This is a genomic window from Pseudomonas sp. A-RE-19, assembly GCF_019956555.1.
Classification (GTDB): Bacteria; Pseudomonadota; Gammaproteobacteria; order Pseudomonadales; family Pseudomonadaceae; genus Aquipseudomonas.
The window spans coordinates 1-23,774 of sequence record NZ_JAHBDQ010000002.1 but is presented as its reverse complement, the minus strand read 5'-3'; the positions used below and the strand labels follow the sequence as shown (position 1 = coordinate 23,774).

At 57.6% G+C, this 23,774-nt stretch carries 16 protein-coding genes; 7 read left to right on the top strand and 9 right to left on the bottom strand.

The annotated features are described in order from the left end of the window. Positions 1-156: 156 nt before the first annotated feature. Together gyrA and mtnA are read right to left on the bottom strand one after the other, a co-directional pair. Entirely contained in the window at positions 157-2,826 is a 2,670-nt protein-coding gene (gene gyrA, locus KGB14_RS01190) for a DNA gyrase subunit A (RefSeq protein ID WP_223483731.1), read from the bottom strand. 418 nt (positions 2,827-3,244) lie between these two features. Next, on the bottom strand, positions 3,245-4,321 hold the full coding sequence (mtnA, locus tag KGB14_RS01185) for an S-methyl-5-thioribose-1-phosphate isomerase (protein WP_223483730.1): 1,077 nt from the start codon (positions 4,319-4,321) through the stop codon (positions 3,245-3,247). Between the two features lie 107 nt (positions 4,322-4,428). Here mtnA and KGB14_RS01180 point away from each other — a divergent pair, with 107 nt between their 5' ends. The 5 genes from KGB14_RS01180 (at position 4,429) to KGB14_RS01160 (ending at position 9,367) form a co-directional block, all read left to right on the top strand. Continuing rightward, positions 4,429-5,763 carry a TRZ/ATZ family hydrolase gene (locus KGB14_RS01180; RefSeq protein WP_223483729.1) on the top strand — a complete coding sequence of 445 codons (1,335 nt, stop codon included), beginning with the start codon at positions 4,429-4,431 and terminating at the stop codon, positions 5,761-5,763. A 56-nt stretch (positions 5,764-5,819) separates the two neighbouring features. Further along, complete coding sequence (gene ubiG, locus KGB14_RS01175) at positions 5,820-6,518, top strand: bifunctional 2-polyprenyl-6-hydroxyphenol methylase/3-demethylubiquinol 3-O-methyltransferase UbiG (RefSeq protein WP_223483728.1); 699 nt, start codon at positions 5,820-5,822, stop codon at positions 6,516-6,518. A 4-nt stretch (positions 6,519-6,522) separates the two neighbouring features. Then, positions 6,523-7,194, top strand: a complete 672-nt coding sequence (gene mupP, locus KGB14_RS01170; RefSeq protein WP_223483727.1) for an N-acetylmuramic acid 6-phosphate phosphatase MupP — start codon at positions 6,523-6,525, stop codon at positions 7,192-7,194. A 132-nt stretch (positions 7,195-7,326) separates the two neighbouring features. Continuing rightward, positions 7,327-8,067, top strand: a complete 741-nt coding sequence (locus KGB14_RS01165) for a YciK family oxidoreductase (RefSeq protein WP_223483726.1) — start codon at positions 7,327-7,329, stop codon at positions 8,065-8,067. Between the two features lie 373 nt (positions 8,068-8,440). Further along, positions 8,441-9,367 (top strand): GGDEF domain-containing protein, encoded by a 927-nt coding sequence (locus KGB14_RS01160; RefSeq protein WP_223483725.1) that lies wholly within the window; start codon positions 8,441-8,443, stop codon positions 9,365-9,367. Between the two features lie 135 nt (positions 9,368-9,502). Here KGB14_RS01160 and KGB14_RS01155 read toward each other — a convergent pair whose 3' ends face one another. Continuing rightward, on the bottom strand, positions 9,503-10,264 hold the full coding sequence (locus tag KGB14_RS01155; protein WP_263294485.1) for an iron-containing redox enzyme family protein: 762 nt from the start codon (positions 10,262-10,264) through the stop codon (positions 9,503-9,505). 77 nt (positions 10,265-10,341) lie between these two features. After that, complete coding sequence (locus KGB14_RS01150) at positions 10,342-12,801, bottom strand: EAL domain-containing protein (RefSeq protein WP_223483723.1); 2,460 nt, start codon at positions 12,799-12,801, stop codon at positions 10,342-10,344. Between the two features lie 156 nt (positions 12,802-12,957). On the opposite strand from KGB14_RS01150, the gene KGB14_RS01145 reads away from it, so the two are divergent. Beyond that, positions 12,958-17,610, top strand: a complete 4,653-nt coding sequence (locus tag KGB14_RS01145) for a hypothetical protein (RefSeq protein ID WP_223483722.1) — start codon at positions 12,958-12,960, stop codon at positions 17,608-17,610. A gap of 1 nt (position 17,611) precedes the next feature. On the opposite strand, the gene KGB14_RS01140 is transcribed toward KGB14_RS01145, so the two are convergent. The 5 genes from KGB14_RS01140 to KGB14_RS01120 all read right to left on the bottom strand — a co-directional run bounded on the left by KGB14_RS01140 (position 17,612) and on the right by KGB14_RS01120 (position 22,030). Then, the gene (locus KGB14_RS01140) at positions 17,612-19,429 is read right to left on the bottom strand and encodes an ABC transporter ATP-binding protein (protein ID WP_223483721.1); all 1,818 of its coding nucleotides are present in this window, start codon (positions 19,427-19,429) and stop codon (positions 17,612-17,614) included. Next, a complete protein-coding gene (locus KGB14_RS01135; RefSeq protein WP_185022063.1) occupies positions 19,422-20,024 on the bottom strand; it encodes a DsbA family protein in 603 nt (200 codons plus the stop codon). The genes KGB14_RS01140 and KGB14_RS01135 overlap by 8 nt, the downstream gene beginning before the upstream one ends. A 39-nt stretch (positions 20,025-20,063) precedes the next feature. Next, on the bottom strand, positions 20,064-21,005 hold the full coding sequence (locus KGB14_RS01130; protein ID WP_223483720.1) for a rhodanese-related sulfurtransferase: 942 nt from the start codon (positions 21,003-21,005) through the stop codon (positions 20,064-20,066). A 188-nt stretch (positions 21,006-21,193) separates the two neighbouring features. Beyond that, positions 21,194-21,493 (bottom strand): BolA family protein, encoded by a 300-nt coding sequence (locus KGB14_RS01125; RefSeq protein ID WP_052964137.1) that lies wholly within the window; start codon positions 21,491-21,493, stop codon positions 21,194-21,196. Between the two features lie 12 nt (positions 21,494-21,505). After that, on the bottom strand, positions 21,506-22,030 hold the full coding sequence (locus tag KGB14_RS01120; protein ID WP_223483719.1) for a DUF2059 domain-containing protein: 525 nt from the start codon (positions 22,028-22,030) through the stop codon (positions 21,506-21,508). A 191-nt stretch (positions 22,031-22,221) separates the two neighbouring features. Between KGB14_RS01120 and KGB14_RS01115 the strand changes: the two genes are divergently transcribed. Beyond that, on the top strand, positions 22,222-23,616 hold the full coding sequence (locus KGB14_RS01115) for a class II fumarate hydratase (RefSeq protein WP_223483718.1): 1,395 nt from the start codon (positions 22,222-22,224) through the stop codon (positions 23,614-23,616). Positions 23,617-23,774 lie beyond the last annotated feature (158 nt).

The window sequence follows — 23,774 nt, the reverse complement described above, 5'->3', positions numbered from 1 at the left end:
CCTGCTCGCGATTGCATCACCGCGGTGCTTCGGACGTATCGCGGCGCCTGCATCGCGAGCAGGCTCGCTCCCACAAGGGATCTCCAAAAGGTGTCGATATTTCATTATGGACAAACAACAAGGGGGCGAATCTTCATCCGCCCCCTGCTTGCCCGCTTACTCTTGCGGCTCTTCGTCAGCGGCGGCGTCGAGTTGCTGGTCTTCGGCAACGTCGTCGATCACGACTTCACCGTCAAACACGACACCCTCTTCACCTTCGAGCCCTTCGCCCTCCAGCTCTGCGCCTTCGACTTCCGACGGCTCCTGAACCCGCTCCAGGCCCACCAGCGTTTCATCGCTGGCCAGCTTGATGAGGGTCACGCCCTGGGTGTTACGACCCAGGCTGGACACTTCGTCGACACGGGTACGAACCAAAGTACCCTGGTCGGAAATCAGCATGATTTCCTCCCCATCGAGCACCTGGACCGCGCCGACCAGACGGCCGTTACGCTCGTTGCTGACCATGGCGATAACGCCCTGACCGCCACGCTTGTACTCGGGGAACTCGGTGATCGCCGTGCGTTTGCCGAAACCACGCGCCGAAGCGGTGAGGATCTGGCTGCCTTCTTCCGGGATCAACATGGAAATCAGCTTCTGGCCTTCCGGCAGACGCATACCGCGGACACCGCGAGCGGTACGGCCCATGGCGCGGACGTCGGTTTCCTTGAAGCGAGTGACCTTGCCACCGTCGGAGAACAGCATGACTTCGCGCTCGCCATCGGTAATGGCGGCAGAGATCAGTACGTCACCTTCGTCCAGCTCCAGCGCGATCAGACCGACGCTGCGTTGACGACTGAAGGATTCCAGCGGGGTCTTCTTCACGGTGCCTTTAGCAGTGGCCATGAAGATGAAGTGACCTTCGGTGTATTCGTCGACCGGCAGCATGGTGGTGATGTATTCATCACTGTCCAGCGGCAGCAGGTTGACCAACGGACGACCACGGGCAGCGCGGGACGCTTCCGGGATTTCGTAGGTTTTCAGCCAGTACACTTTGCCTTTGCTGGAGAACAGCAGCAGCGTGGTGTGGCTGTTGGCGACCAGCAGGTGAGCGATGTAGTCCTCATCCTTGACGCCGGTGGCCGATTTGCCTTTACCGCCACGACGCTGAGCCTGGTACGCAGCCAATGGCTGGGTCTTGGCGTAGCCACCGTGGGAAATGGTCACGACGCGCTCTTCTTCCGGGATCATGTCACCCAGGGTCAGGTCGAGACGGGCATCGAGAATCTCGGTGCGACGCACGTCGCCGTATTCGGCGCGAATCACTTCCAGCTCTTCGCGGATCACTTCCATCAGGCGCGTGGCGCTGTTGAGGATGCGGATCAGCTCGCCGATCTGGTTGAGGATCTCTTGATACTCGGCCAGCAGCTTTTCATGTTCCAGACCGGTCAGACGGTGCAGACGCAGTTCCAGAATGGCTTGCGCCTGTTCCGGCGACAGGAAGTACTTGCCGTCGCGCAGACCGTATTGCGGATCGAGGTTTTCCGGGCGGCACGAATCGGCGCCGGCACGTTCGACCATCGCGACCACGGCGGAGGATTCCCAAGGCGTGCTGATCAGCGCTTCCTTGGCTTCCGACGGCGTTGGCGAGGCCTTGATCAGGGCGATGACCGGGTCGATGTTCGACAGGGCAACCGCTTGACCTTCCAGAATGTGGCCACGTTCGCGCGCCTTGCGCAGTTCGAACACGGTACGCCGGGTCACCACTTCGCGACGGTGACGAACGAATGCTTCCAGCAGATCCTTGAGGTTCAGGATCCGTGGACGGCCGTCGATCAGCGCGACGATGTTGATGCCGAACACCGCTTGCAGCTGGGTCTGGGCGTAGAGGTTGTTGAGGATCACCTCAGGCACTTCGCCGCGACGCAGTTCGATCACGACGCGCATACCGTCCTTGTCGGACTCGTCGCGCAGCTCTGTGATGCCTTCGAGCTTCTTCTCTTTTACCAGCTCGGCGATCTTCTCGATCAGACGTGCCTTGTTCAGCTGGTAAGGGAGTTCGGTGATGACGATCTGCTGACGGCCACCGACCTTGTCGATGTCTTCGATCATCGAGCGGGCACGCATGTAAATGCGCCCGCGACCGGTGCGGTAGGCTTCGATGATGCCGGCGCGACCGTTGATGATCGCAGCGGTCGGGAAGTCCGGACCGGGGATGTATTGCATCAGTTCATCGACGGTCAGTTCCGGGTTGTCGATGAGTGCCAGGCAACCGTCGATGACTTCACCGAGGTTGTGCGGCGGGATGTTGGTCGCCATGCCCACGGCGATACCGCTGGAGCCGTTGACCAGCAGGTTGGGAATACGGGTCGGCATGACCGCCGGGATCATCTCGGTGCCGTCGTAGTTCGGCACCCAGTCCACGGTTTCTTTGTGCAGGTCAGCCAGCAGCTCGTGCGCCAGCTTGGTCATGCGCACTTCGGTGTATCGCATGGCCGCGGCGTTGTCGCCGTCCACCGAACCGAAGTTGCCCTGACCGTCCACCAGCAGGTAGCGCAGGGAGAATGGCTGCGCCATCCGAACGATGGTGTCGTACACCGCGGTATCACCGTGCGGGTGATACTTACCGATCACGTCACCGACAACACGGGCAGATTTCTTGTACGGCTTGTTGAAGTCGTTGCCCAGCTCGCTCATCGCGAACAGCACACGCCGGTGCACGGGCTTCAAGCCATCGCGCGCATCCGGCAGTGCCCGCCCGACAATTACGCTCATCGCGTAGTCGAGGTAGGACTGCTTCAGCTCGTCTTCGATATTGACCGGGAGGATTTCTTTGGCCAGTTCGCCCATGAGAAGCCTGATTCCTTTTTCTGGTGAAACTTCGTCACATCCATATGGGACGAACGAAGCTCGCCGATGCAGACTGAGTGCCATGCACCGACTTACGACAAATCAACGAGTTATGCCATGGATCTGCGCAGTAAAGGCAGCCACATCAGGCTACCCTGGAAACCGCCGGATGTTATCACAAGAGCCGCCACGCACCTATCCCCCAGATGCGCATGGAGCATAGTTAGTTGACCGGTGACAGGCTTAAAGGGGACGAGAGGGGCTTAGAGGAAAATTCCAGAGGGGATTGACGCGTATTTGTTGGCTGTCAGGGCCTCATCGCGAGCAGGCTCGCTCCCACATTGGATCTGCATCGTTAACAAATCCCCTGTGGGAGCGAGCCTGCTCGCGATGGCAATCTCTCAGGCGCCAAAAATCATTAATGCAGACGCTTACGGCACATCAACTGCGCCATTTTCGCCGTATCCGGACGCTCGACGATGCCCTTTTCGGTGACGATTGCATCGATGAGATCGGCCGGGGTCACGTCGAACACCGGGTTGAAGGCATCGACATCCGCCCCCAGCCGCTTGCCGCCAACCTCCAGCAACTCGCGACCATCGCGCTCTTCGATTGGAATTTCGTCGCCACTGGCCAGGTTCATGTCGATGGTCGAGCTCGGCGCCACCACCATGAAGCGCACACCGTGGTGCATGGCGTTGACCGCCAGTTGATAGGTGCCGATCTTGTTCGCCACATCGCCATTGGCGGTGATGCGGTCGGCGCCGACGATCACCCAGGTCACACCCTTGGTTTTCATGATGTGCGCGGCGGCGGAATCGACATTGAGGGTCACGGGGATGCCTTCATTGGCCAACTCCCATGCCGTCAATCGTGAGCCTTGCAGCCATGGCCGGGTTTCGTCGGCGTAGACGCGCTCGACCATCCCCTCGATGAAAGCGCCGCGAATCACCCCCAGCGCCGTGCCGAAACCACCGGTGGCCAGTGCGCCAGTGTTGCAGTGAGTGAGGATCGCCTGGGCATTGCCCTGATGCTTGCGGATCAGGTCGACACCCAGTTGGGCCATGGTCAGGTTGGCTTCGCGATCACTTTCATGAATGGCGATGGCTTCGGCTTCCAGCGCCGCCAGAGGGTCTGCGTCTTCCTTGAGGCGGTCCAGGCGGTCACGCATGCGATTCAAGGCCCAGAACAGATTGACCGCTGTTGGACGGGAATCAGCCAGCAACGCGTAATCCTCTTCCCATGCTGCCTGCCAATCACCGCCCTCGGCCATTCGGACGCGGGCTGACAGCACCATGGCATACGCCGCACTGATGCCAATGGCCGGCGCGCCGCGCACCACCATTGAGCGAATGGCCTCGGCCACACCCGCGGCGCTGGTGTAGGCGATCCAGGTTTCCTCGAATGGCAAAATACGCTGATCCAGCAGGTACAGGGCGCCATCTCGCCAATCGATGGCCTTCACCTTCTCCGCAGCCAACAGTCGATCGCGCATCCACTTACCCCGCACTCATGAACAAAAGCCGCCGATTATAGCGATCCCCCCGCGAAGACGCTCGGGTATACTTCGCCATCCTTTACAAAAGCTGGAACCGACTCTCGATGCCGACCCCCACCGCTGCGCTCGACCTATTATTGCTGCCGACCTGGCTGGTACCCGTCGAACCGGCTGGCGTGGTCCTTAAAGAGCACGCCCTGGGCATCCGCGACGGTCGCATCGTGTTTATCGGCCCACGCGCGGTAGCCTTGAAGCTTAACGCAACCGAAGTCCGCGAATTGCCGGACATGCTGCTCGCCCCCGGCCTGATCAATGCCCACGGGCATGCGGCAATGACGCTGTTCCGCGGCCTGGCCGACGATCTGCCGCTGATGACCTGGCTGGAAAAGCACATCTGGCCGGCCGAAGCCAAGTGGGTCGACGAGGCGTTCGTTCGCGACGGCACTGACCTGGCCATCGCCGAGCAGATCAAAGGCGGCATCACCTGTTTCTCCGACATGTATTTCTTCCCGAAGGTCGCCAGCGAACGCGTACATAACAGCGGTATTCGCGCCCAGATCGCCATTCCGATCCTCGATTTCCCGATTCCAGGCGCCGCTACGGCGGATGAAGCCATTCGTCAGGGCGTCGAATTATTTGGCGACCTCAAGCATCACGAACGGATCAAAGTCACCTTCGGCCCCCATGCACCCTACACTGTGGGCGACGAAACCCTGGAAAAAATCCGGGTCATCGCCGAAGAGCTGGACGCTTCGATTCACATGCACGTCCATGAAACCGCTTTCGAAGTGCAGCAGTCGGTCGAGCAGTATGGCGAACGCCCTTTGGCTCGCCTCGGCCGCCTGGGCCTGCTCGGCCCGCGCCTCCAGGCCGTTCACATGACCCAGATCAGCGATGAAGACCTGGCGCTGCTGGTAGAAAGTAACAGCAATGTGATTCATTGCCCGGAGTCGAACCTGAAGCTGGCCAGCGGTTTCTGCCCGGTCGAGCGTTTGTGGCAGGCCGGGGTCAACGTGGCGGTCGGCACCGATGGCTCGGCCAGCAATAATGACCTGGACCTGCTCGGCGAAACCCGCACCGCCGCGTTGCTGGCCAAGGCCGTTGCCGGCTCTGCCACCGCGCTGGACGCCCATCGCGCCCTGCGCATGGCCACGCTCAACGGCGCCCGCGCATTGGGGATCGAAGCTGAAACGGGTTCACTGGAAGTCGGCAAAGCGGCGGACATCGTCGCGTTCGACCTGTCGGGCCTGGCGCAACAACCGGTCTACGATCCGGTTTCGCAGCTGATCTACGCCAGCGGCCGCGATTGCGTGAAACACCTTTGGGTCGCCGGCAAACAACTGCTCGACGACCGCCGTCTGACTCGCCTGGATGAAGCGCAGTTGTGCGCCACCGCCAAGGCCTGGGGTCGGCGCATCAGCGGCCATACCGAATCGTAAGTCCCCCGGATCGAAACCGGGGCAACAGGATTTTTCAAGTTTTAGAGGACTTAACCATGAGCAACGTCGACTACGCCGAAATCGCCAAATTCGAAGCCCTGGCCCATCGCTGGTGGGACCGCGAAAGCGAGTTCAAGCCGCTGCACGATATCAACCCGCTACGGGTCAACTGGATTGACGAACGAGCCAGCCTGGCCGGCAAGAAAGTCCTCGACATCGGTTGCGGTGGCGGCATTCTGAGCGAAGCCATGGCCCAACGTGGCGCCACCGTCATGGGTATCGACATGGGCGAAGCGCCGCTGGCGGTCGCGCAGCTGCATCAGCTGGAATCGGGCGTAAACGTCGAGTACCGGCAGATCACCGCCGAAGCCCTGGCCGAAGAAATGCCTGAGCAGTTCGACGTGGTCACCTGCCTGGAAATGCTCGAGCACGTGCCGGATCCCTCTTCGGTGATCCGCGCCTGCTTCCGCATGGTCAAGCCTGGCGGCCAGGTGTTCTTCTCCACCATCAACCGCAACCCGAAGGCGTACTTGTTCGCCATCATCGGCGCCGAATACATCATGAAGCTGCTGCCGCGCGGCACCCACGACTTCAAGAAGTTCATCCGCCCTTCCGAGCTCGGTGCCTGGAGCCGCATGGCCGGCCTGACCGTCAAGGACATCATCGGCCTGACCTACAATCCGCTGACCAAGCACTACAAACTGGCGGCCGATGTCGACGTCAACTACATGATCCAGACCCTGCGCGAGGAGTAAGCCGATGCGTATCAGAGCAGTCCTTTTCGACATGGACGGCACCCTGCTCGACACCGCGCCGGACTTCATTGCCATCTGCCAGGCGATGCGCGCTGATCGTGGTTTGCCGCGGATCAACACTCAACACATTCGCGACGAAATTTCCGGCGGCGCCAAGGCGATGGTCGCCGCGAACTTTTCCATGGACCCGGAATCACCCGGGTTCGAGGAACTGCGTCAGGAGTTCCTCGAGCGCTACCTCAAGGGTTGCGCGGTTCACAGCCATCTGTTCGACGGCATGGCCGAGGTGTTGGAAAAAATCGAAAAGGCCAACCTGATCTGGGGCGTGGTCACCAACAAACCGGTGCGTTTCGCCGAGCCGATCATGCAGCAGCTGGGTCTGGCCGAACGTTCGAAAGTGCTGATTTGCCCCGATCACGTGAAGAACAGCAAACCGGACCCGGAGCCGTTGATCCTGGCGTGCAAGATGCTCGACCTGGACCCGGCCAGCGTGCTGTTTGTCGGCGATGATCTGCGGGACATCGAGTCCGGCCGCGATGCCGGCACCAAAACCTGCGCAGTAACCTATGGCTACATTCACCCGGATGACAACCCGAAACACTGGGGCGCGGACGTGGTGATCGATCATCCGCTGGCGCTGCTTGAGGTGTTGGATAACGCTTTGTGCAGTTGCTGATTCAGATCAAAAGATCGCAGCCTGCGGCAGCTCCTACAGGAGACCGCGATCGGCGTAGGAGCTGCCGAAGGCTCGGGCCGCGTTCGGACGATCTTTTTCGGCCCTGTTAACGGATTATATTGAGGTTTTTTTATGTTTGATTATTCCGCCCGCCCTGAATTGCTCAAAGACCGGGTCATCCTGGTCACCGGCGCTGGCCGTGGCATCGGTGCTGCCGCCGCGAAAACCTACGCCGCTCACGGTGCCACCGTGCTGTTGCTGGGCAAGACCGAAGCCAATCTGACTCAGGTCTACGACGAAATCGAAGCAGCCGGGCATCCACAACCGGTCGTGATCCCCTTCAACCTGGAAACCGCCCTGCCCCATCAATACGATGAGCTTGCAGCGATGATCGAAACCGAGTTCGGCCACCTCGACGGCTTGCTGCACAACGCATCGATCATCGGGCCGCGTACACCGATCGAGCAGTTGTCTGGCGAGAACTTCATGCGAGTCATGCACGTCAACGTCAACGCCATGTTCATGCTCACCAGCACCCTGCTGCCGCTGCTCAAGCTGTCTCAGGACGCCTCGGTCGTGTTCACCTCCAGCAGCGTCGGCCGCAAGGGTCGAGCGTATTGGGGCGCTTACGGCGTGTCGAAATTCGCGACCGAAGGCCTGATGCAGACCCTGGCCGACGAAGTGGACACAGTGGCGCCGGTGCGTTCCAACAGCATCAACCCCGGCGCTACCCGCACCAGCATGCGCGCTCAGGCCTACCCGGGTGAAAATCCGCTGAACAACCCGACTCCCGAGGAGATCATGCCGGTCTACCTTTACCTGATGGGTCCCGACAGTACCGGCATCAATGGCCAGGCGTTCAACGCCCAGTAACGCCCGTGCGTCGCTTTTCTGCCGCGACGGCTTCCCGCCGCGGCACTGAAACGCGCTAGTAACCGCCCTGTTTCAAGTCAAATAAATGTCATCACTCGCCGCGACCTCCCTCGTACGACGTTCCAGCTTTTTGATTTTTAACGCTTTTTATGCGAATGAACCGAATGGCATGACTTTCGCTCTAATTTTGTTCAGACACGCCGTGTGAAAGCAGACGGGGCAACGCTTGAGCCGGGAGGTTACTAATCTTCGGCAAAGCGGACTAAACTCGTGCCAAATGTCCTACGGGACTGATGGACCAGTATGACGCGCAGCCCAAAGCCGCTCTCACCCAGCCTGTAAGACAGCCTTACTGCTTAGGGGCTCACGCCATATGAAATCACTTTCCCAGACCAACGCAATTGACTTCGACAGTGCCAAATTGCAGCGCCTGGGCTTTGGTCAGCAGCCTTCCCTTCTGGAGCGGCCCGTCAGTCTTGCGCTGTTGCGCCAGGAGCTGGGCCTGCAATTGCAAACCAGTCTTGAGCCGCAACGCATCCTCGGACTTTTCTTCCGCGAAATTCAGCGTCTTGTCCCTCTGGATGCGTTGAATTATGAGCATCAGCCCAGTGACTTGCGCCTGCTGTTCGGCCTGCGGGGTCATCATTCCATCAGCTACAGCCTCAGTCATGAAGGCGAGCAATTGGGTGAACTGGTGTTCCGCCGCAATCAGCGCTTCAGCGACGAGGAACAGGGCAATCTGGAGTCACTGCTGTCCACCCTGCTCTTTCCCATGCGAAATGCCCTGCTCTATCGAGCCGCGACCCAAAGTGCATTGCGCGATCCGCTGACCGACACTGGCAACCGCATCGCCATGGATCAGACGCTGCAACGGGAAATCGAAATGTCGCGGCGACATTCGCAACCCCTGTCATTGCTGATGCTGGACATCGATCACTTCAAACACATCAACGATACGTACGGGCACAGTGCCGGCGATGAAGTGCTCAAGGCCGTTGCAGCCTCGATCAAAAACCAGTTGCGCAACGTGGACATGGTGTTCCGGTTTGGTGGCGAAGAATTCCTGATCCTGCTGTCCAACACCAGTCGGGACGCTGCCGCCATGATCGGCGAACGACTGCGCTTTGCGGCGCAGGCTCAGGAGTATACGGCCGACGGCAAGGCGATCGAATTGACGGTCAGCCTGGGTTGCTCGACCCTGCTGCCCGGCGAGTCTGCCGACAGTTTGTTGCGACGGGCTGACAGTGCGTTGTATGTGGCCAAGCGCGAGGGGCGTAACCGGTTGGCGATGGCGGGTTGAGTCATCAGCAGTCCCAGGAACCAATGTGGGAGCGAGCCTGCTCGCGAAAGCGTTTTAACATTCACTCTTTCAGTTGAATGTTAAGCAGCCTTCGCGAGCAGACTCGCTCCCACAGTTGTTTTACGACCCTTCCAATCAGCTTTCAGCCAACGCCATCCGCTCACGGACTACCGGAGTTTTCACTGCCTGTTCCAACTGCATGCAACGTTCCAGGAACAGATACATGTAGTCGTAACTTTTGCAGACCGCCTGACGCAATTCCACTTGCAGGGATTTGCTCGGGTTCATGCCTGCCAGGCTGCAGATGATTTCCAGTGCTTCCCATGGATGGGCATCGTCGTACTGAGCATGCATCTTCAACCACTTCATGGCTCGCTTGCGGTCTTCCTCGGGAAACGAGGCCGCATAGATGCCGCTGGAGCAGACCAGTGCCGACCACTCCCCGGTCGCACCTTCGATGGCGTAGTTGGTGGCGGCGATGGCCACGATCAGCGAGTCGGATGAACTGGTGTGCCAGCACCAATGGCTCAAGGCGTGAAGTTCGGGGGCAACCTGTTGCGCTTGCAGATCTTCCAGGCTGATGCCGTGAGCACGGCTCCAGTGCACCCAGTAATCGGCATGGTTCAATTCGACGCGTATGTTGCGCATCAGCCAGCGACGCGCCATGTCTTCGCCAGGGTGGCGCGCAAAACGGGTCTTTGTCAGATTCTGTGCCATGTATAACGCGAACTGCTCGACCACCGGCCAGCCACCAATAAGGTAGTGGCGCATGGTTTTTGCGCTGAGTTTGTTATCACGCATGCGTTGATACAGTTCGTGTCCGACTACCCGGCGCTTGCTCTCGCTGCAATCCTGGATCAGTTGCTGAGCCCAGGCGGGATAACTTGCAGCTTCCATGAGTGGTCCGGTTCTGTTGAATGTGTCGATCACTGTCGCGCTCCTTTTGATTGTGATTTTAAGATCAGCAAGAGATTTCAACGGAACGTGCCTGGCGCCTTGAATAACAAAGGCTGAGACCTGGCAGGACGACTCAACAAACTATCGCTGGTAAACAGATGCGGGCGTTCAATCACATACCCTTGAGCGTAATCTACCCCGATCTCAAGCAATGCCTGCTCGATCTGAGGTGTTTCAACGAACTCGGCAATCGTGCGCTTACCCATGACATGACCGATGTGATTGATCACTTCGACCATGGCGCGGTTAATCGGGTCGTCCAGCATATCCTTTACGAAACTCCCGTCGATCTTCAAGAAGTCTACAGGTAAATGTTTCAAGTAAGCGAACGAAGACATCCCGGCACAAAAGTCGTCCAGCGAAAAATGACAACCTAAGCCTTTGAGTTCATTGATAAATCTAATTGCACTTCCCAAATTGGAAATGGCACTGGTTTCCGTAATTTCAAAACAAATCATTTCAGGTGGAATTGAATATGCAACAAACTGTTCACGAAGGAAGTCCAGAAACGCGTCATCTCCGATAGTAATACCTGACAGATTTATCGCACACATGGCCAGCGGCTCTTTGCGCTCTTGCGCGATGCATTGGGCAATGACCTTGAAAACGTTCTCCACAACCCAGCGATCGAGCGTTGTCATCAAACCATAACGCTCGGCGGCCGGAATGAAACTGTCCGGCAGAATCATGCGCCCGGCTTCATCATGCAGGCGCAGCAGGATTTCGATATGCCCGCCGCCCTGTTCGGTACGGCCAAGGGGCGCGATTTCCTGGGCGTACAGGCAGAAGCGATCTTCCTCCAACGCCATGTGCAGGCGCTGTACCCAGGCCATCTCACCAAAGCGCAGGGACAGCTCCGAGTCATCGGCGTGATAGACCTGAACCCGATTGCGTCCCTTTTCCTTGGCCATATAACAGGCCATGTCAGCGGCGCGCAGCGACGCTTCGAGGGTGGCCGGGCTCTGCGTCACATGCACCAGACCGATGCTCACGGTGGTCACGAACGGCCGACCTTTCCAGACAAAGTGCAAATTCTGCACGGTCTGACGCAGGCCTTCGGCAATCTTCTCGGCCGCTTCCGGCGCACAGTTCTCCAGCAAAATGCCGAACTCATCGCCACCTAGCCGGGCCAGGGTGTCGCCTTCACGCAAACCTGATTGCAGCAACGCACAGATATGCCGCAACAATTCGTCGCCCGCGGCATGACCGCAGGTGTCGTTGACCAGTTTGAATTGATCCAGATCGAGGAACATCAAGGCGTGACGCCCCACCTGGCGCGTCAAGTTATGCAGAGCCTGCTCCAGGCGATATTCAAACTCGCGGCGGTTGGCCAGCCCGGTCAAGGCGTCATGGGTTGCCTGCCACGACAGATTAGCGATGTACTGCCGCTCCTGGGTCATATCATGCAGCACCAGCACGGTGCCACTGACCTTGCCCGCGTTGCGGATCGGCGCGCCGACCAGCGTGACCGAGACCGTGCTGCCATCCAGACGCTGGATCAGCTTCGAATGCTCGCTGCCACCGCCGAGTTGGCCGCTCAAAATGTGCTCGATCAAGGTAAACCCGTCGGCCTGAGCGTCCTCATCCAACAAATTGAACAACGCGGCCAGCGGCAACCCCGCCGCCTGTTCGGCTTTCCAGTGAGTCAAGGCCTCGGCGGCCGGATTCATATAAGCGATCGCACCCTCGACATTCGTGGTGATCACTCCATCGCCAATCGATTGCAGCGTGATTTGCGCCCGGTCTTTCTCCAACTGCAACGCATCGGCGAAGGCATGGCGCTGCTTGAGCAGCTTGTGAGTACGCAACAGGGCCAACACGATCAGACCCAGCGCGGTGGCGAGGTTCGTCATCAGCAACAGCCGCAGAATCATGCGCGAGCCTTCGCCCAAGGCATCGCTGAATGCTTTGGCAGCAGGCGTCACGCCATCGTTAATGGCAAGAATCTGTTCTTTCCAGCGCTTGATGTCGGCATCGTTGGCCTGGCTATCGGCAATGCGCTGATGCATCTCCCGCGCGACATCATCAAGTCGCACCAGGTACGCGTCACCGACCGTCCAGAGCTCGATGGCTTGTTCAAGGTAACTGAAGTGCCGGAAATTGAGGTACAGCCAAATCAAGCTGGGGACGTCGTCCGGATGGTTGCCGCCTTTGAGGATCGCCAACCGTGCCGCCTCGATATTCGGCGGTTGGTGATCCAGCGCCAGACGTAACTCATGGCCACCCTGAGGTACCGCAATCGCGCTCTGGTATTTGAGAAAAATCGTCTCGTCACGACTGTCGGCGTAAAGATTGAGGTAATAGATGGCGTCCTTCTGGCCCTTGGACCACAGGCTTTCACCGCCAACGTAGCCGCGAACCGCCGAAAGAACGTACAGACTGACGCCTCCCAAAAGCGCCTGAAATAACACGACGGCGATAAAGGGCCAGACAATCCCCAACAACCGTGGCGTTCCGAGAGTCCGCTTTTGCTTCATGAGGTCCCTTGCGTAAGCACTGCCCGATCGCTACAGCTAGACTAGGGTGCGTTTGTCATCCCGACAAGCTGACAAAGCTCGAACATATATATGTACCGCCAAGGCTGCCCCCGGATGCATCAATACTGACGTCTCCTTTGAAGAGCCGTCACTTTTATGAATACCACAAATGCTTCGACAACAACCCCACACCAACAATATCTGGGTCAACTCGCAGAATATGATGCGCTGTTAGACCATCTCCGTGATGCCAAGGCCAGGAACATTGCTTTGGCCGGCATTTATTTCACTCCCCAGCCCCATTCCCCCCTTGCCCAAGAGCACGACGTCGGGCAAATACACCTGCACAGCTTGCTCGGACACCCGGATTACCTGGCACTTTCCGAAAAATTGAACATCACGAACTTTCTATCCGTTTCTACGGCAGAAGGGCGCAGCGTATACGAGACGGCTGACCAGCACGGAACCGAAGTCATTCTATCCATGACTGAAAATCCAGGCTGGCGCGAACTGACCGGAAAAATCGAGCAGATAGCCCTCAGCATAGGCGGACAATTGCGTTCGGATAAGTTACTCAGCCTTCCTCAAGTTCTGGTGTATTACGGATTGCCGGCAGCACAACCTCAAAGCACCGCCGAAATGGATTCAGTAATCCGAAAACTGGAAGAAAGACGCGCCAATCACTCACTACAACTCGCCAATGGCGTTGATATCGACGCCCTGAATCGTGCGCCCACTGCTAAAGACCGGAAAATACTCAAGTCCATAAAGAGAGTCTTTCCAACATCCACTATGACCATGGACAGGTTGATCACTCAACGGACGAACAGAAATATCATTGATATTGTCAGGCGTTTTCTTCCCGAAACCGAAAACTCGTTATTCAGCCACTTGCTAAAAGAAGCACTGCCCAGCGCGACTTACGCACAAGTTGGTGCAACGCCAACGGTTGTGTTGGAAAAAATTCTGCGCTCCGCTGCGTCAGAGCGACTGGGAAAGGCGCTATTGGAAGGTTTGAACTGGTACGGCGGAAAAACTGACGAAGAGACCTCTTCAGGAGTACAAATCAAACTGGTCAGTAAAGCCATTCGCTTATGGACACATAGGGATGGCAAACCACGCGATATTGCTGGATACCCTTGGCATCGGCGCTCGAACTGGGGAAAGAGTTACCCGAGTATGTGGGCTGAGTTTGAACAGCATCTATTCGACTCACGGCGCGCATCATCAATGACTGAGGCGATCTTGCTCGCACGCTTGTTGCAACCCGAATTTCCACGAGAGTTTCAAGTCCCCGACATTCCACTTGATCTCCCCTATAGAAGCTCTGTGGTCTGGGTAAATTTTGTCCATGGCGTAACGCTGGCCGAAGCCATGGACTCAGACATGATCGAGCGAATGACCTTCCAACAATTAGTCGATTTCCCGCTTCGGCAGTCTATGCGAGCCAGTCCACAAGAGTTGGAGCTAATAGCGTTATGCAGGATACCCCCTACTGTCGAGTGGGCTATTACCAACGGCATCATAGCTGAGAGCGTCGACACGGATTACTCCCCGGAGGAAAAAAAAGAATCCATAAAGGCACTCGATGAACACACCGACGCTTTGAAAAAAGCAATTATTCAACTGGATGTCAGTCACCCAGAAAGATCGGCCATTGCCGAAAGGGAAATGAAAAAGTATTTCAAGGACCGCTGGGAAAAAGATCACAATGGGAGATATAGAAAAGTCTTTAACCCCAACCAAACCTACATCACGTTCATCTCCGACGGACGAAAGTTGATTGAAGACTTTGAAAGTGGTGGAGGTGGCGTAATACAAACACCACCACCAAGGGACAAAGCTTATTCCTTTCGAGATGTATACATGTCTGGGAGGCTGAATAAAAACTGGTTCATAACCCTCAGCGACGGGATACGCAGAAGCGAGTACTCACTTAGCATTAATGCTGATCGCACAATAAAAACCACTGCTCCCTGGCTTCCTGCCGAGCTGACTAAAAACCCCCTTCCCGATGCTGAAAAAATATTTGAGTCGGAATTCAAGGACTACCTTGAACTCAGTAAAAGCGCCTATCAAACACTGCTGAAATCTCTTTTTTTCTCACTCCCCTACGCTGATCGGCAAGCCATCGAACAAGGAGAGATAAAAATCCATACCTTGAGGAAATCCACCAGCGGGATAAAACACGAAGACGAGACACCGGAGATGAAGCTGCCGCTCCGGCTCCGAATGGGCTTCATCCTTCAGGTCACTTTCAATACCAAGACGTCTTACTATGAGTGTTTGCCTCGAGCCGGGATTATTCGAAACCGTGTGGACTTTTCATCAGCCATGCTTGATGGACACATCCAAGCCGAACAGATCAAAGGCTCGTTTCTTGGAGAAATGGAAGTCATTGCCGTAAGACGCGGCAAGAGGATTCCATGTGATTGGCGGGCCCATGAAAAGGGTAGCTTGCCGAGGGATGCCGCACGGTGCGATGCGATCATCGATCAATTTGGTGAAACATTTGCCCCCCCTTCCCGGGCTAACGAGGACGAGTTGTCTGCGCTTGCGACCGTAACGCTTTCGCGCACGACGGATCTTGCCAATTACATTGCCAACAATCTTTTCTATTATGACGAAAGACTGCTTCATGCCGCGGCCAGGGGCGAAACAGAGCTTGAACGTATCGCCGCTAACCCCCATTGGTTGGAGTCAGTTAAAGGGTTCATACCTTTTTGGGGCAGTATCAGCGACCTGGATTCAGACGATCCGAAAAAAAGAGGATGGGCCATTTTCGGCCTGATTGTGGATGTGGTTTCGTTCGCGTTTCCTCTGGGAAAGTTTGCATCCGGCTCGATGAAGCTGATCTCTACTGCCGTCCGATCAGGCGTACGCGTTGCACTTCCGAAATTTGGAGCCCTTTCTCAAAAACTACTTGTTTCATCCGTACAGAACATGATTCCTTTTTATGGCGCTCCGACCTTAGCCCTACGGCTCTCCCGAGGTGCCTTGGGTGGCATGTATGCAGGCATAAAATTCACGGTTAGAAAGTCATACAACAGTTTGATGCCTTCCCTCGGCAGAGCTGGCAAATACCATTTCATCGAGGGTTTACCTCAGGTCACTGATCCTGGCCGCTGGACTCCCCTCACATACGGCGACCAACTGGCGACCTTGCGGGGAGTCGAAGATGTCCCCGTACGCAGTATCGGATCAAGCACCAGATCGACCCACTATCTGATCGACCCTGTTTCTGCCAAACCTTACGGCCCTGCTCTGAAGGTTTCCGCAGACGAACTGTCCATCGGGCCATCGTTATACCCGACCGTTGGAAAGAACAGCGATAGCCTGCTGTTCAACATTCCAGAAGAAACCCGCGTACGAGAAATGCTTGAAGTCGATGGGCGAACCACTCTGTTTATCGACGACGTACCGTATCGACTGGATGGCGACACGCTGCGCCGCGCGGACATGCTTGATGTCAGTGATACGCTCAGACCGATACCGTGCCGACCACTGCGCGCCCCGGGGGCAGTATGCGAAACGCGCTACGTAACGCGCGACCCCGCTCCCACGCCAGCGACCGGTTCTTTCGACGAAAGCAAGGGTTGGGCCCCCTGGTTCGGAGACAGTATCTATACGAATGGCGCCAGGGGTGCACCGATGAAACGCGCATCGATTGCTACACACAGGACTCTTGGTGCAACCATGGAGTTTCGCAAGGGTATTTATGGACGCGTCAAAGTCAGCGTTCCCGATCGGGGAGTAATGGATACCCTCGAAGAGGGCGCCATCATTGTCGACGCGTCGGATGGGGCGAAACAGTATGTGTTCACACGCCTCAACGCCGGAGACTTTCTCGTTGCCGAACTCGCAACAGGACAAAGTCTGCGTGAGGCGCTGACATTCAAACAGGCATCTACGCTTCCCGCCGCCCTGAGGGAGGAACTGATGGTGGTGTACACAGGCTCGCTGAATGCCAACAACATGGTGCGAATCCATGGCCAGGAGTTGGTGGAGCGAGCATTGAGAACCATGGATGACATTGCCATTCCCATCGGTGGCCATGCCAATCCGCCTGACACGCTTAAACTGCTCAGAGTTGATACCAGCCCAGCGGAAGCAGTCCTGTTCGATCATTCAACACGAATGATCGTGTCCCGACTGCCAGAAGGCGCGAAAAGCTGGACACGAAGCAAGGACGCACCCAGAGCCCTGCGCCACAAAACAGTGGAAATTTTCAATACGTTATTCCTCGAACCGACCGTCGTACTGAGAAATCCGCGTAGTGCCTTGCAAATCAATAAAACGATGCAAAAGCTTCAAAACCTGATCCCGAAACGCGAGCGCTCAGTTAATGCAAGAAACATCGCCTACGCCGAAGTGACCACCACTGCAGGGACACGGGAAGTTTATATCAGCGTTTCGGGAGCACAGGGTACAACCGGGCATTTGCCATTATTCAAGCAGAATGGCGGACTGGATCATGTCAATGTGGGTGAAACGACGTACTTCAACATCGATTACAAACGGACATTTCCCAATACTTCGCTAAACGTAACCAGCGAAGGCAAGCTGCTGGCCGTGCCGCACACTATAAAAGACATCGACACCTACACACCGTCTTTTACCCGCAAACCCACCTCACTGGACAGCGAAAGCAAACTGATTAGTTTTATTCGCGAGAAATACCCGGATCCGCAGTCGATTAAATCGGTTGATGTTGCCACCACCATGCGATCTTGCGACTCATGCTCGGTGGTAATAAAAGAGTTTGGTTACGACGGTGGGGAAAATGCCCTGAACGTCCTGTGGAACTAATCTAGTGCTGCTGCAAATGCCCATAAAGCCTGGCATACAAACCACCATCAGCAATCAATTGCTGATGGTCGCCGTCCTCGGCAACCTGACCACCGTCGAACACTAGCACCCGGTCGGCCTGCTTCACGGCCGATAACCGGTGCGCAATGATCAACGTGGTACGGTTGCTCAAGAACCGCGCCAGTGCCTGATGCAAGTTGTATTCGGTGGCCGCGTCGAGGGCGGACGTGGCCTCGTCGAGGATGACGACCTTGGGTTCGGCCAACACCATCCGCGCTATCGCCAGGCGCTGACGCTGCCCGCCGGATAAACGCACACCGGAGCGCCCGACAATACTGTCCAGGCCGTTGGGCAATTCACGCACCGTGTTGTGCAGTTGAGCAATTTCCAAGGCTTGCCAGCAGGCCTCGTCGCTGCGTTCACGGCCCATGGTCAGGTTGGCGCGCACGGTGTCGTTGAACAGTGCCGGATGTTGCAAGACCACGGCGACATTTTCACGCACGGTCTCCAGGCCGATCTCTTCCTGAGTAGAACCGCCAAAACGGATGGTGCCGGCCAGCGGCGTGTACAAGCCCAGCAGCAACTGCACCAGCGTGCTTTTGCCACCCCCGCTGGCACCGACGATCGCGACTTTTTCCCCGGGGGCAATCGACAGGTTCATCTGGTTCAACACCAGCTCGTCACCGTAGCCAAAACTCAATCCCTGAACCTCGATGCCCACCGTGTCGCGTCCTTGAAACGGGTCGACGCTGCCGGTGTATTGCGGCTCGTCGCCGCGGGCCAGCAATTCGTTGATTCGCGACAGTGCACCGCCGGCGGCGTAAAAGGCATATTGCAGGTTGAGCAGTTGTTCCACCGGACCGATCATGAACCACAGGTAGCTGAACACCGCCAGCATCTGGCCGATGGACAGGTCGGAGAACAGCACGGTGAGCATGGCCGCGGCACGAAAAATATCGATGCCGAACTGGAACAGCAAACCACTGGCGCGGTTCGATGCATCGGTTTTCCATTGCGAATTCACCGCGTAATCGCGTACCTCACGCGCTCGCTGCCCCAGCCGTCCGAGGAAAAAACCCTGACGGTTACCGGCGCGCACTTCCTGGATGGCATCCAGGGTTTCGGTCAAGGCCTGGGTGAAGCGCGAGGTGCTGTCGTTCTCGAGTTTCTTCAGGTGTTTGACCCGCTTACCCAACTGCACCGTGGCATAGATCACCAACGGGTTGAACAGCAAAATCAGTAGCGCGAGTTTCCAGTGCATCCACATCAGGATCGAGGCGGTGCCCACCAGCGTCAGCATCGCTACGAGGAACCGGCTGAGGGTTTCGCCGACGAATTTGTCCAGCGTATCCAGGTCGGTGACCAGGTGCGTGGTCACCGTGCCGCTGCCCAGGCTTTCGTATTCGCCCAGCGAGATACGCTTGAGCCGTTCGATCAGCCGCACCCGAATCCGATACACGATGTCTTTGGCCAGCGCTGCAAACAATTTCGCCTGCACAACGTTGAATAACAACGCGGCGCAGCGCAGTGCCAGGGTCACCAGCAGCATCAGGCCGATGTAACCCGCGGCTTTCTGCCAGACGTCGGGCAGCGCGAGGTTCATGATTTTCAGCGCGGCGTCACCGTGGCCCAGCAGCACTTCATCCACCAGCAATGGCAACAGCAACGGGATCGGCACGCTGCACAGCGTTGCCAATACCGCGACGCCGTTGGCGATCCACAGGGATTTTTTATGGTGAAGGGCCAGACGACGGATTTCCGCCCAGCTCAGACGGTCGACACGTTTTGGAGCAGCTGCATCATCGGGCAGGTCATGCACAGGCAGCGCGCTCCAGCCAGCGGCCGAGCAACGGTGACAACACGTTCAGGGGCTGATACCCATTGGTCAGCAACGCCAATTGACCATCACGTTCTGCCAGCAAGGTCGGGAAACCGGCAATGCCCAGGTCCTGGACCCAGGTAAAATCGGCGGCGGTCGCCGCGTGCTGATCGGCGCGGTCGAACGCGGCGGCGAACTCGATGCGCGGCAAACCGGCCTGCTCCGCCAGCTCCACCAATACGCTGGCGTGGGTGACATCGCGGCCTTCGGCGTAGAACGCATGCTGAATCAACCCGAGCAGTTTCCAGGCGCAATCCGGTGCCAGGCTGCGCGCCGTGACCAGCGCCCGACACGCAGGTTCGGTGTCGTAGACAAACCCGTCAGGCAACGCGCCTTCAAATTTGAACGGCTGGCCAGTGGCCTCATGGACCGCCTGCCAGTGTTCAAGGATGTAGCGCCGAGTGGTCGGTTCCAGCGCCGAGCCGCTGCCAGTGCGCAAACCACCCACCACCAGATGCACGTCCACCCCCGCCGCCTGCGCCTGCTCGACCAGCGCGTTGGCCACTGGCGCAAAACCCCAGCACCAGGAACACATCGGATCCATCACATAGAGCAGGCGACGTGTGGACATGATTCAAGCCTCGGAAGGGGTTTGCTTGTAGTTGTAACCGATCGGGTGCGGCATGTTGCGCGCCTTGGCCAGTTCGATCTGCTTCTGCCGATCGATGGCACTGCGACGGGTTTTCTCGCTCAGCTTATCCCAGCAATGGGGGCAACTGATGCCGGCCACATAGTGCTCGGATGCACGGTCTTCCACGCTGACAGGTGTACGACAGGCATGACATTGATCGTAGTCGCCTTCGCTGAGATCGTGGCGCACAGTCACGCGGTTATCGAACACAAAGCAGTCGCCCTGCCATTTGGTTTCTTCCTGCGGCACCTCTTCGAGGTACTTCAGGATGCCGCCCTTGAGGTGATAGACCTCGTCGAAACCCTGACTGAGCATGTAGCTCGAAGCCTTCTCGCAACGAATGCCGCCGGTGCAGAACATCGCGACTTTCTTGTGCACGGCCGGGTCGAAATTGGCTTTGATGTAGTCGGGGAATTCGCGAAAACTGGTGGTCTTCGGATCGATGGCGCCTTCGAAGGTGCCGATCGAGACTTCATAGTCGTTGCGGGTGTCGATCAACAATACTTCCGGGTCGCTGATCAGGGCGTTCCAGTTTTCTGGATCGACGTAAGTGCCGACCTTTTTGTTCGGGTCCACGCCTTCGACGCCGAGGGTGACGATCTCTTTTTTGAGTTTGACTTTGGTGCGATAGAACGGCTGCTCGTCGCAGTACGATTCTTTGTGATCGATGTCGTCCATGCGCGGGTCGTTCTTGAGCCAGGCCATCAGCCCGTCAATGCCTTCGCGGCTGCCGGACACGGTGCCGTTGATGCCTTCTTCGGCGATCAGCAGGGTGCCTTTGATGCCGTTGTCGACCATCGCTTTGAGCAGTGGCTCGCGCAGGGCGACGTAATCTTCCAGGGTGACGAACTTATACAGTGCCGCCACGACAATCTGTTGTGTCATGGGTGATTCTCCAGGTGGCTACCCTCGTAAGGGGTGAACCGGATGCGAAAAAAAACGCGCCGGGTGAGCGGCGCGTTCGGATTCTAGCAAAAAACAGCGGCGATTGGCTTCAGATGGCCAAGATCGCAGCCTTCGGCGGCGCCCACAGGCGCGTAGGAGCTGCCGAAGGCTGCGATCTCTTGATCTTCTTAATGCTTACTGCCGCCAGCACAGGTCGGCGAGGCCGGAGCCGCGTCGATCTGTGCCCATTCTTCCGGCGTGTAGGTATGCAGCGCCAACGCATGGAACTCGCCCATCAGCTCGCCGAGCGTGCCATAGACTTTCTGGTGACGCTTGACGCGATTGAGCCCTTCGAACTGCTGGCTGACCACCACGGCCTTGAAGTGGGTTTGCAACCCACGGCTGTGCATGTGGCTTTCATCCAGCACTTGCAGGTGCTCGGGCTGCAACAGCCCCAGCGTCGATTCGATGCGTTGTTGCATGGTCATCCCGAACTCCGCTTATGGCTTTTTCTTGGCTGGAGCGGCCGCGTCTTTCGGCGTCAGCTCGGCCGTCATGTCAGCCAACAGCTTGTTGACCACAGGCACCGCGCTTTCCAGCTTGGCTTGAGTCATCTGGGCCGATTGCTGAGTCAGCTGCGGCATTTTTTCCAGGACTTTCTTGCCCAGTGGCGACTGGTAGAACGCAACCAGGTCTTTGAGCTCGGATTCGCTGAAGTTGGTGGTGTACAGCTTGACCATGTCCGGCTTCAGCTTGTTCCAGCCAATGGCTGCGTCCAGAGCGGCGTTGGCCTTGGCCTGGTAGGTTTCCAGCAGGGCCTTTTTCGATTCAGGGGCTTTGGTCTGTTCAAAGCGCTGAGCGAACATTTGCTGCACTTGCATGTACACCGGAGTGCCCAGTTTGTCAGCGTGCGCCAGAGTCAGGAAAGCTTCGGCACTGGCGTTGTGGCTGGCGGTATCGGCAAAAACCTGGCCGCTGGCGCAAACCAGTGCAACCGCGGTACAGATGGCACGAAGACGAGTCATCGAGTTTCCTTTTCTAGCAGGCGAGGTAAACCTCAAGGGCGACCATTCTGCACCTAAAAAAGTGTGTCGCTCAACCCCAAGCCTTGTCGCGCCTGATTTAGAGGGGTTGAACGGTCAAATTCCAGACTGATGGAACCACGAACGACGATCACGGCCTAAACTGCGCTATCAGACCTACAGGAGTGTGCATGATGAGCCGTATTGAAACCGACAGCCTGGGCCAAGTGGAAGTCCCGGATGACGCTTACTGGGGCGCTCAGACGCAACGCTCGCTGATCAACTTCGCCATCGGCAACGAGCGTATGCCACTGGCGGTGCTGCACGCCCTGGCGCTGATCAAGAAAGCCGCGGCGCGCGTCAATGATCGCAATGGCGACCTGCCCGCCGACATCGCGCGGCTCATCGAGCAGGCCGCCGATGAAGTGCTCGACGGCAACCACGACGACCAGTTCCCGCTGGTGGTCTGGCAAACCGGCAGCGGCACCCAGAGCAACATGAACGTCAACGAGGTGATCGCCGGTCGCGCCAACGAACTGGCCGGCAACCCGCGCGGCGGCAAGACGCCGGTGCACCCCAACGATCACGTCAACCGGTCCCAGAGTTCCAACGACTGCTTCCCCACGGCCATGCACATTGCAACGGTTCAGGCGGTGCAGCAGCAGTTGCTGCCGGCGATCAGCGAGTTATCTGGCGGGTTGGCGGAGCTGTCCGCGCGGCACATGAAACTGGTCAAGACCGGTCGTACCCATATGATGGACGCCACGCCGATTACCTTCGGCCAGGAACTCTCGGCGTTCATCGCGCAACTGGATTACGCCGAACGGGCGATCCGTAGTGCGTTGCCGGCCGTCTGTGAACTGGCTCAGGGCGGCACCGCAGTCGGCACCGGTCTGAATTCGCCCCACGGTTTTGGCGAAGCGATTGCCGCCGAACTGGCCGCCCTCTCCGGCCTGCCGTTCGTCACGGCCCACAATAAGTTTGCCGCCCTGGCCGGTCATGAGCCGCTGGTTACCCTCTCTGGCGCATTGAAAACCCTCGCCGTGACCCTGATGAAAATCTCCAACGACCTGCGCCTGCTGGGCTCCGGCCCGCGAGCAGGGTTTGCCGAAGTGAAACTGCCGGCCAACGAGCCTGGCAGCTCGATCATGCCCGGCAAGGTCAACCCGACCCAATGCGAAGCCCTGTCGATGCTGGCCTGTCAGGTATTGGGCAACGACGTCGCCATCGGTTTTGCCGCCAGTCAGGGGCACCTGCAGTTAAACGTGTTCAAACCGGTGATCATCCACAACCTGCTGCAATCGATCCGCTTGCTGGGCGACGGCTGCAGCAACTTCCAGCAGCATTGCATTGCCGGGCTGGAACCGGATGCCGAGAAAATGGCTGAGCATCTGGAACGAGGCTTGATGCTGGTGACGGCGCTGAATCCGCACATTGGCTACGACAAATCGGCGGAGATTGCCAAGAAGGCTTACAGCGAAGGGCTGACCCTGCGAGAGGCGGCGTTGCAGCTGGGCTATCTGACGAATGAACAGTTCGATGCGTGGGTGAGGCCGGAGAATATGCTGGAGGCTGGTAGCAAGGGTTGAGATGAAGTGAAGCAAAAAGATCGCAGCCTTCCAGACTGTGTGAAAACCTAGCCATTTGCGCAACGATTCAAGAAAATGCCCCGTATTGAAAGATACGGGGCATTTTTGCTGTGGCGTATATCCAAGGTGAACCACGAAACCAGACCAGCCTATTCCCG

Coding starts and splice junctions, on each gene's coding strand:
- gyrA (WP_223483731.1), bottom strand. CDS start 2,826: ATGGGCGAACTGGCCAAAGAAATCCTCCCGGTCAATATCGAAGACGAG.
- mtnA (WP_223483730.1), bottom strand. CDS start 4,321: ATGCGCGATCGACTGTTGGCTGCGGAGAAGGTGAAGGCCATCGATTGG.
- KGB14_RS01180 (WP_223483729.1), top strand. CDS start 4,429: ATGCCGACCCCCACCGCTGCGCTCGACCTATTATTGCTGCCGACCTGG.
- ubiG (WP_223483728.1), top strand. CDS start 5,820: ATGAGCAACGTCGACTACGCCGAAATCGCCAAATTCGAAGCCCTGGCC.
- mupP (WP_223483727.1), top strand. CDS start 6,523: ATGCGTATCAGAGCAGTCCTTTTCGACATGGACGGCACCCTGCTCGAC.
- KGB14_RS01165 (WP_223483726.1), top strand. CDS start 7,327: ATGTTTGATTATTCCGCCCGCCCTGAATTGCTCAAAGACCGGGTCATC.
- KGB14_RS01160 (WP_223483725.1), top strand. CDS start 8,441: ATGAAATCACTTTCCCAGACCAACGCAATTGACTTCGACAGTGCCAAA.
- KGB14_RS01155 (WP_263294485.1), bottom strand. CDS start 10,264: ATGGAAGCTGCAAGTTATCCCGCCTGGGCTCAGCAACTGATCCAGGAT.
- KGB14_RS01150 (WP_223483723.1), bottom strand. CDS start 12,801: ATGAAGCAAAAGCGGACTCTCGGAACGCCACGGTTGTTGGGGATTGTC.
- KGB14_RS01145 (WP_223483722.1), top strand. CDS start 12,958: ATGAATACCACAAATGCTTCGACAACAACCCCACACCAACAATATCTG.
- KGB14_RS01135 (WP_185022063.1), bottom strand. CDS start 20,024: ATGTGTTCCTGGTGCTGGGGTTTTGCGCCAGTGGCCAACGCGCTGGTC.
- KGB14_RS01130 (WP_223483720.1), bottom strand. CDS start 21,005: ATGACACAACAGATTGTCGTGGCGGCACTGTATAAGTTCGTCACCCTG.
- KGB14_RS01125 (WP_052964137.1), bottom strand. CDS start 21,493: ATGACCATGCAACAACGCATCGAATCGACGCTGGGGCTGTTGCAGCCC.
- KGB14_RS01120 (WP_223483719.1), bottom strand. CDS start 22,030: ATGACTCGTCTTCGTGCCATCTGTACCGCGGTTGCACTGGTTTGCGCC.
- KGB14_RS01115 (WP_223483718.1), top strand. CDS start 22,222: ATGAGCCGTATTGAAACCGACAGCCTGGGCCAAGTGGAAGTCCCGGAT.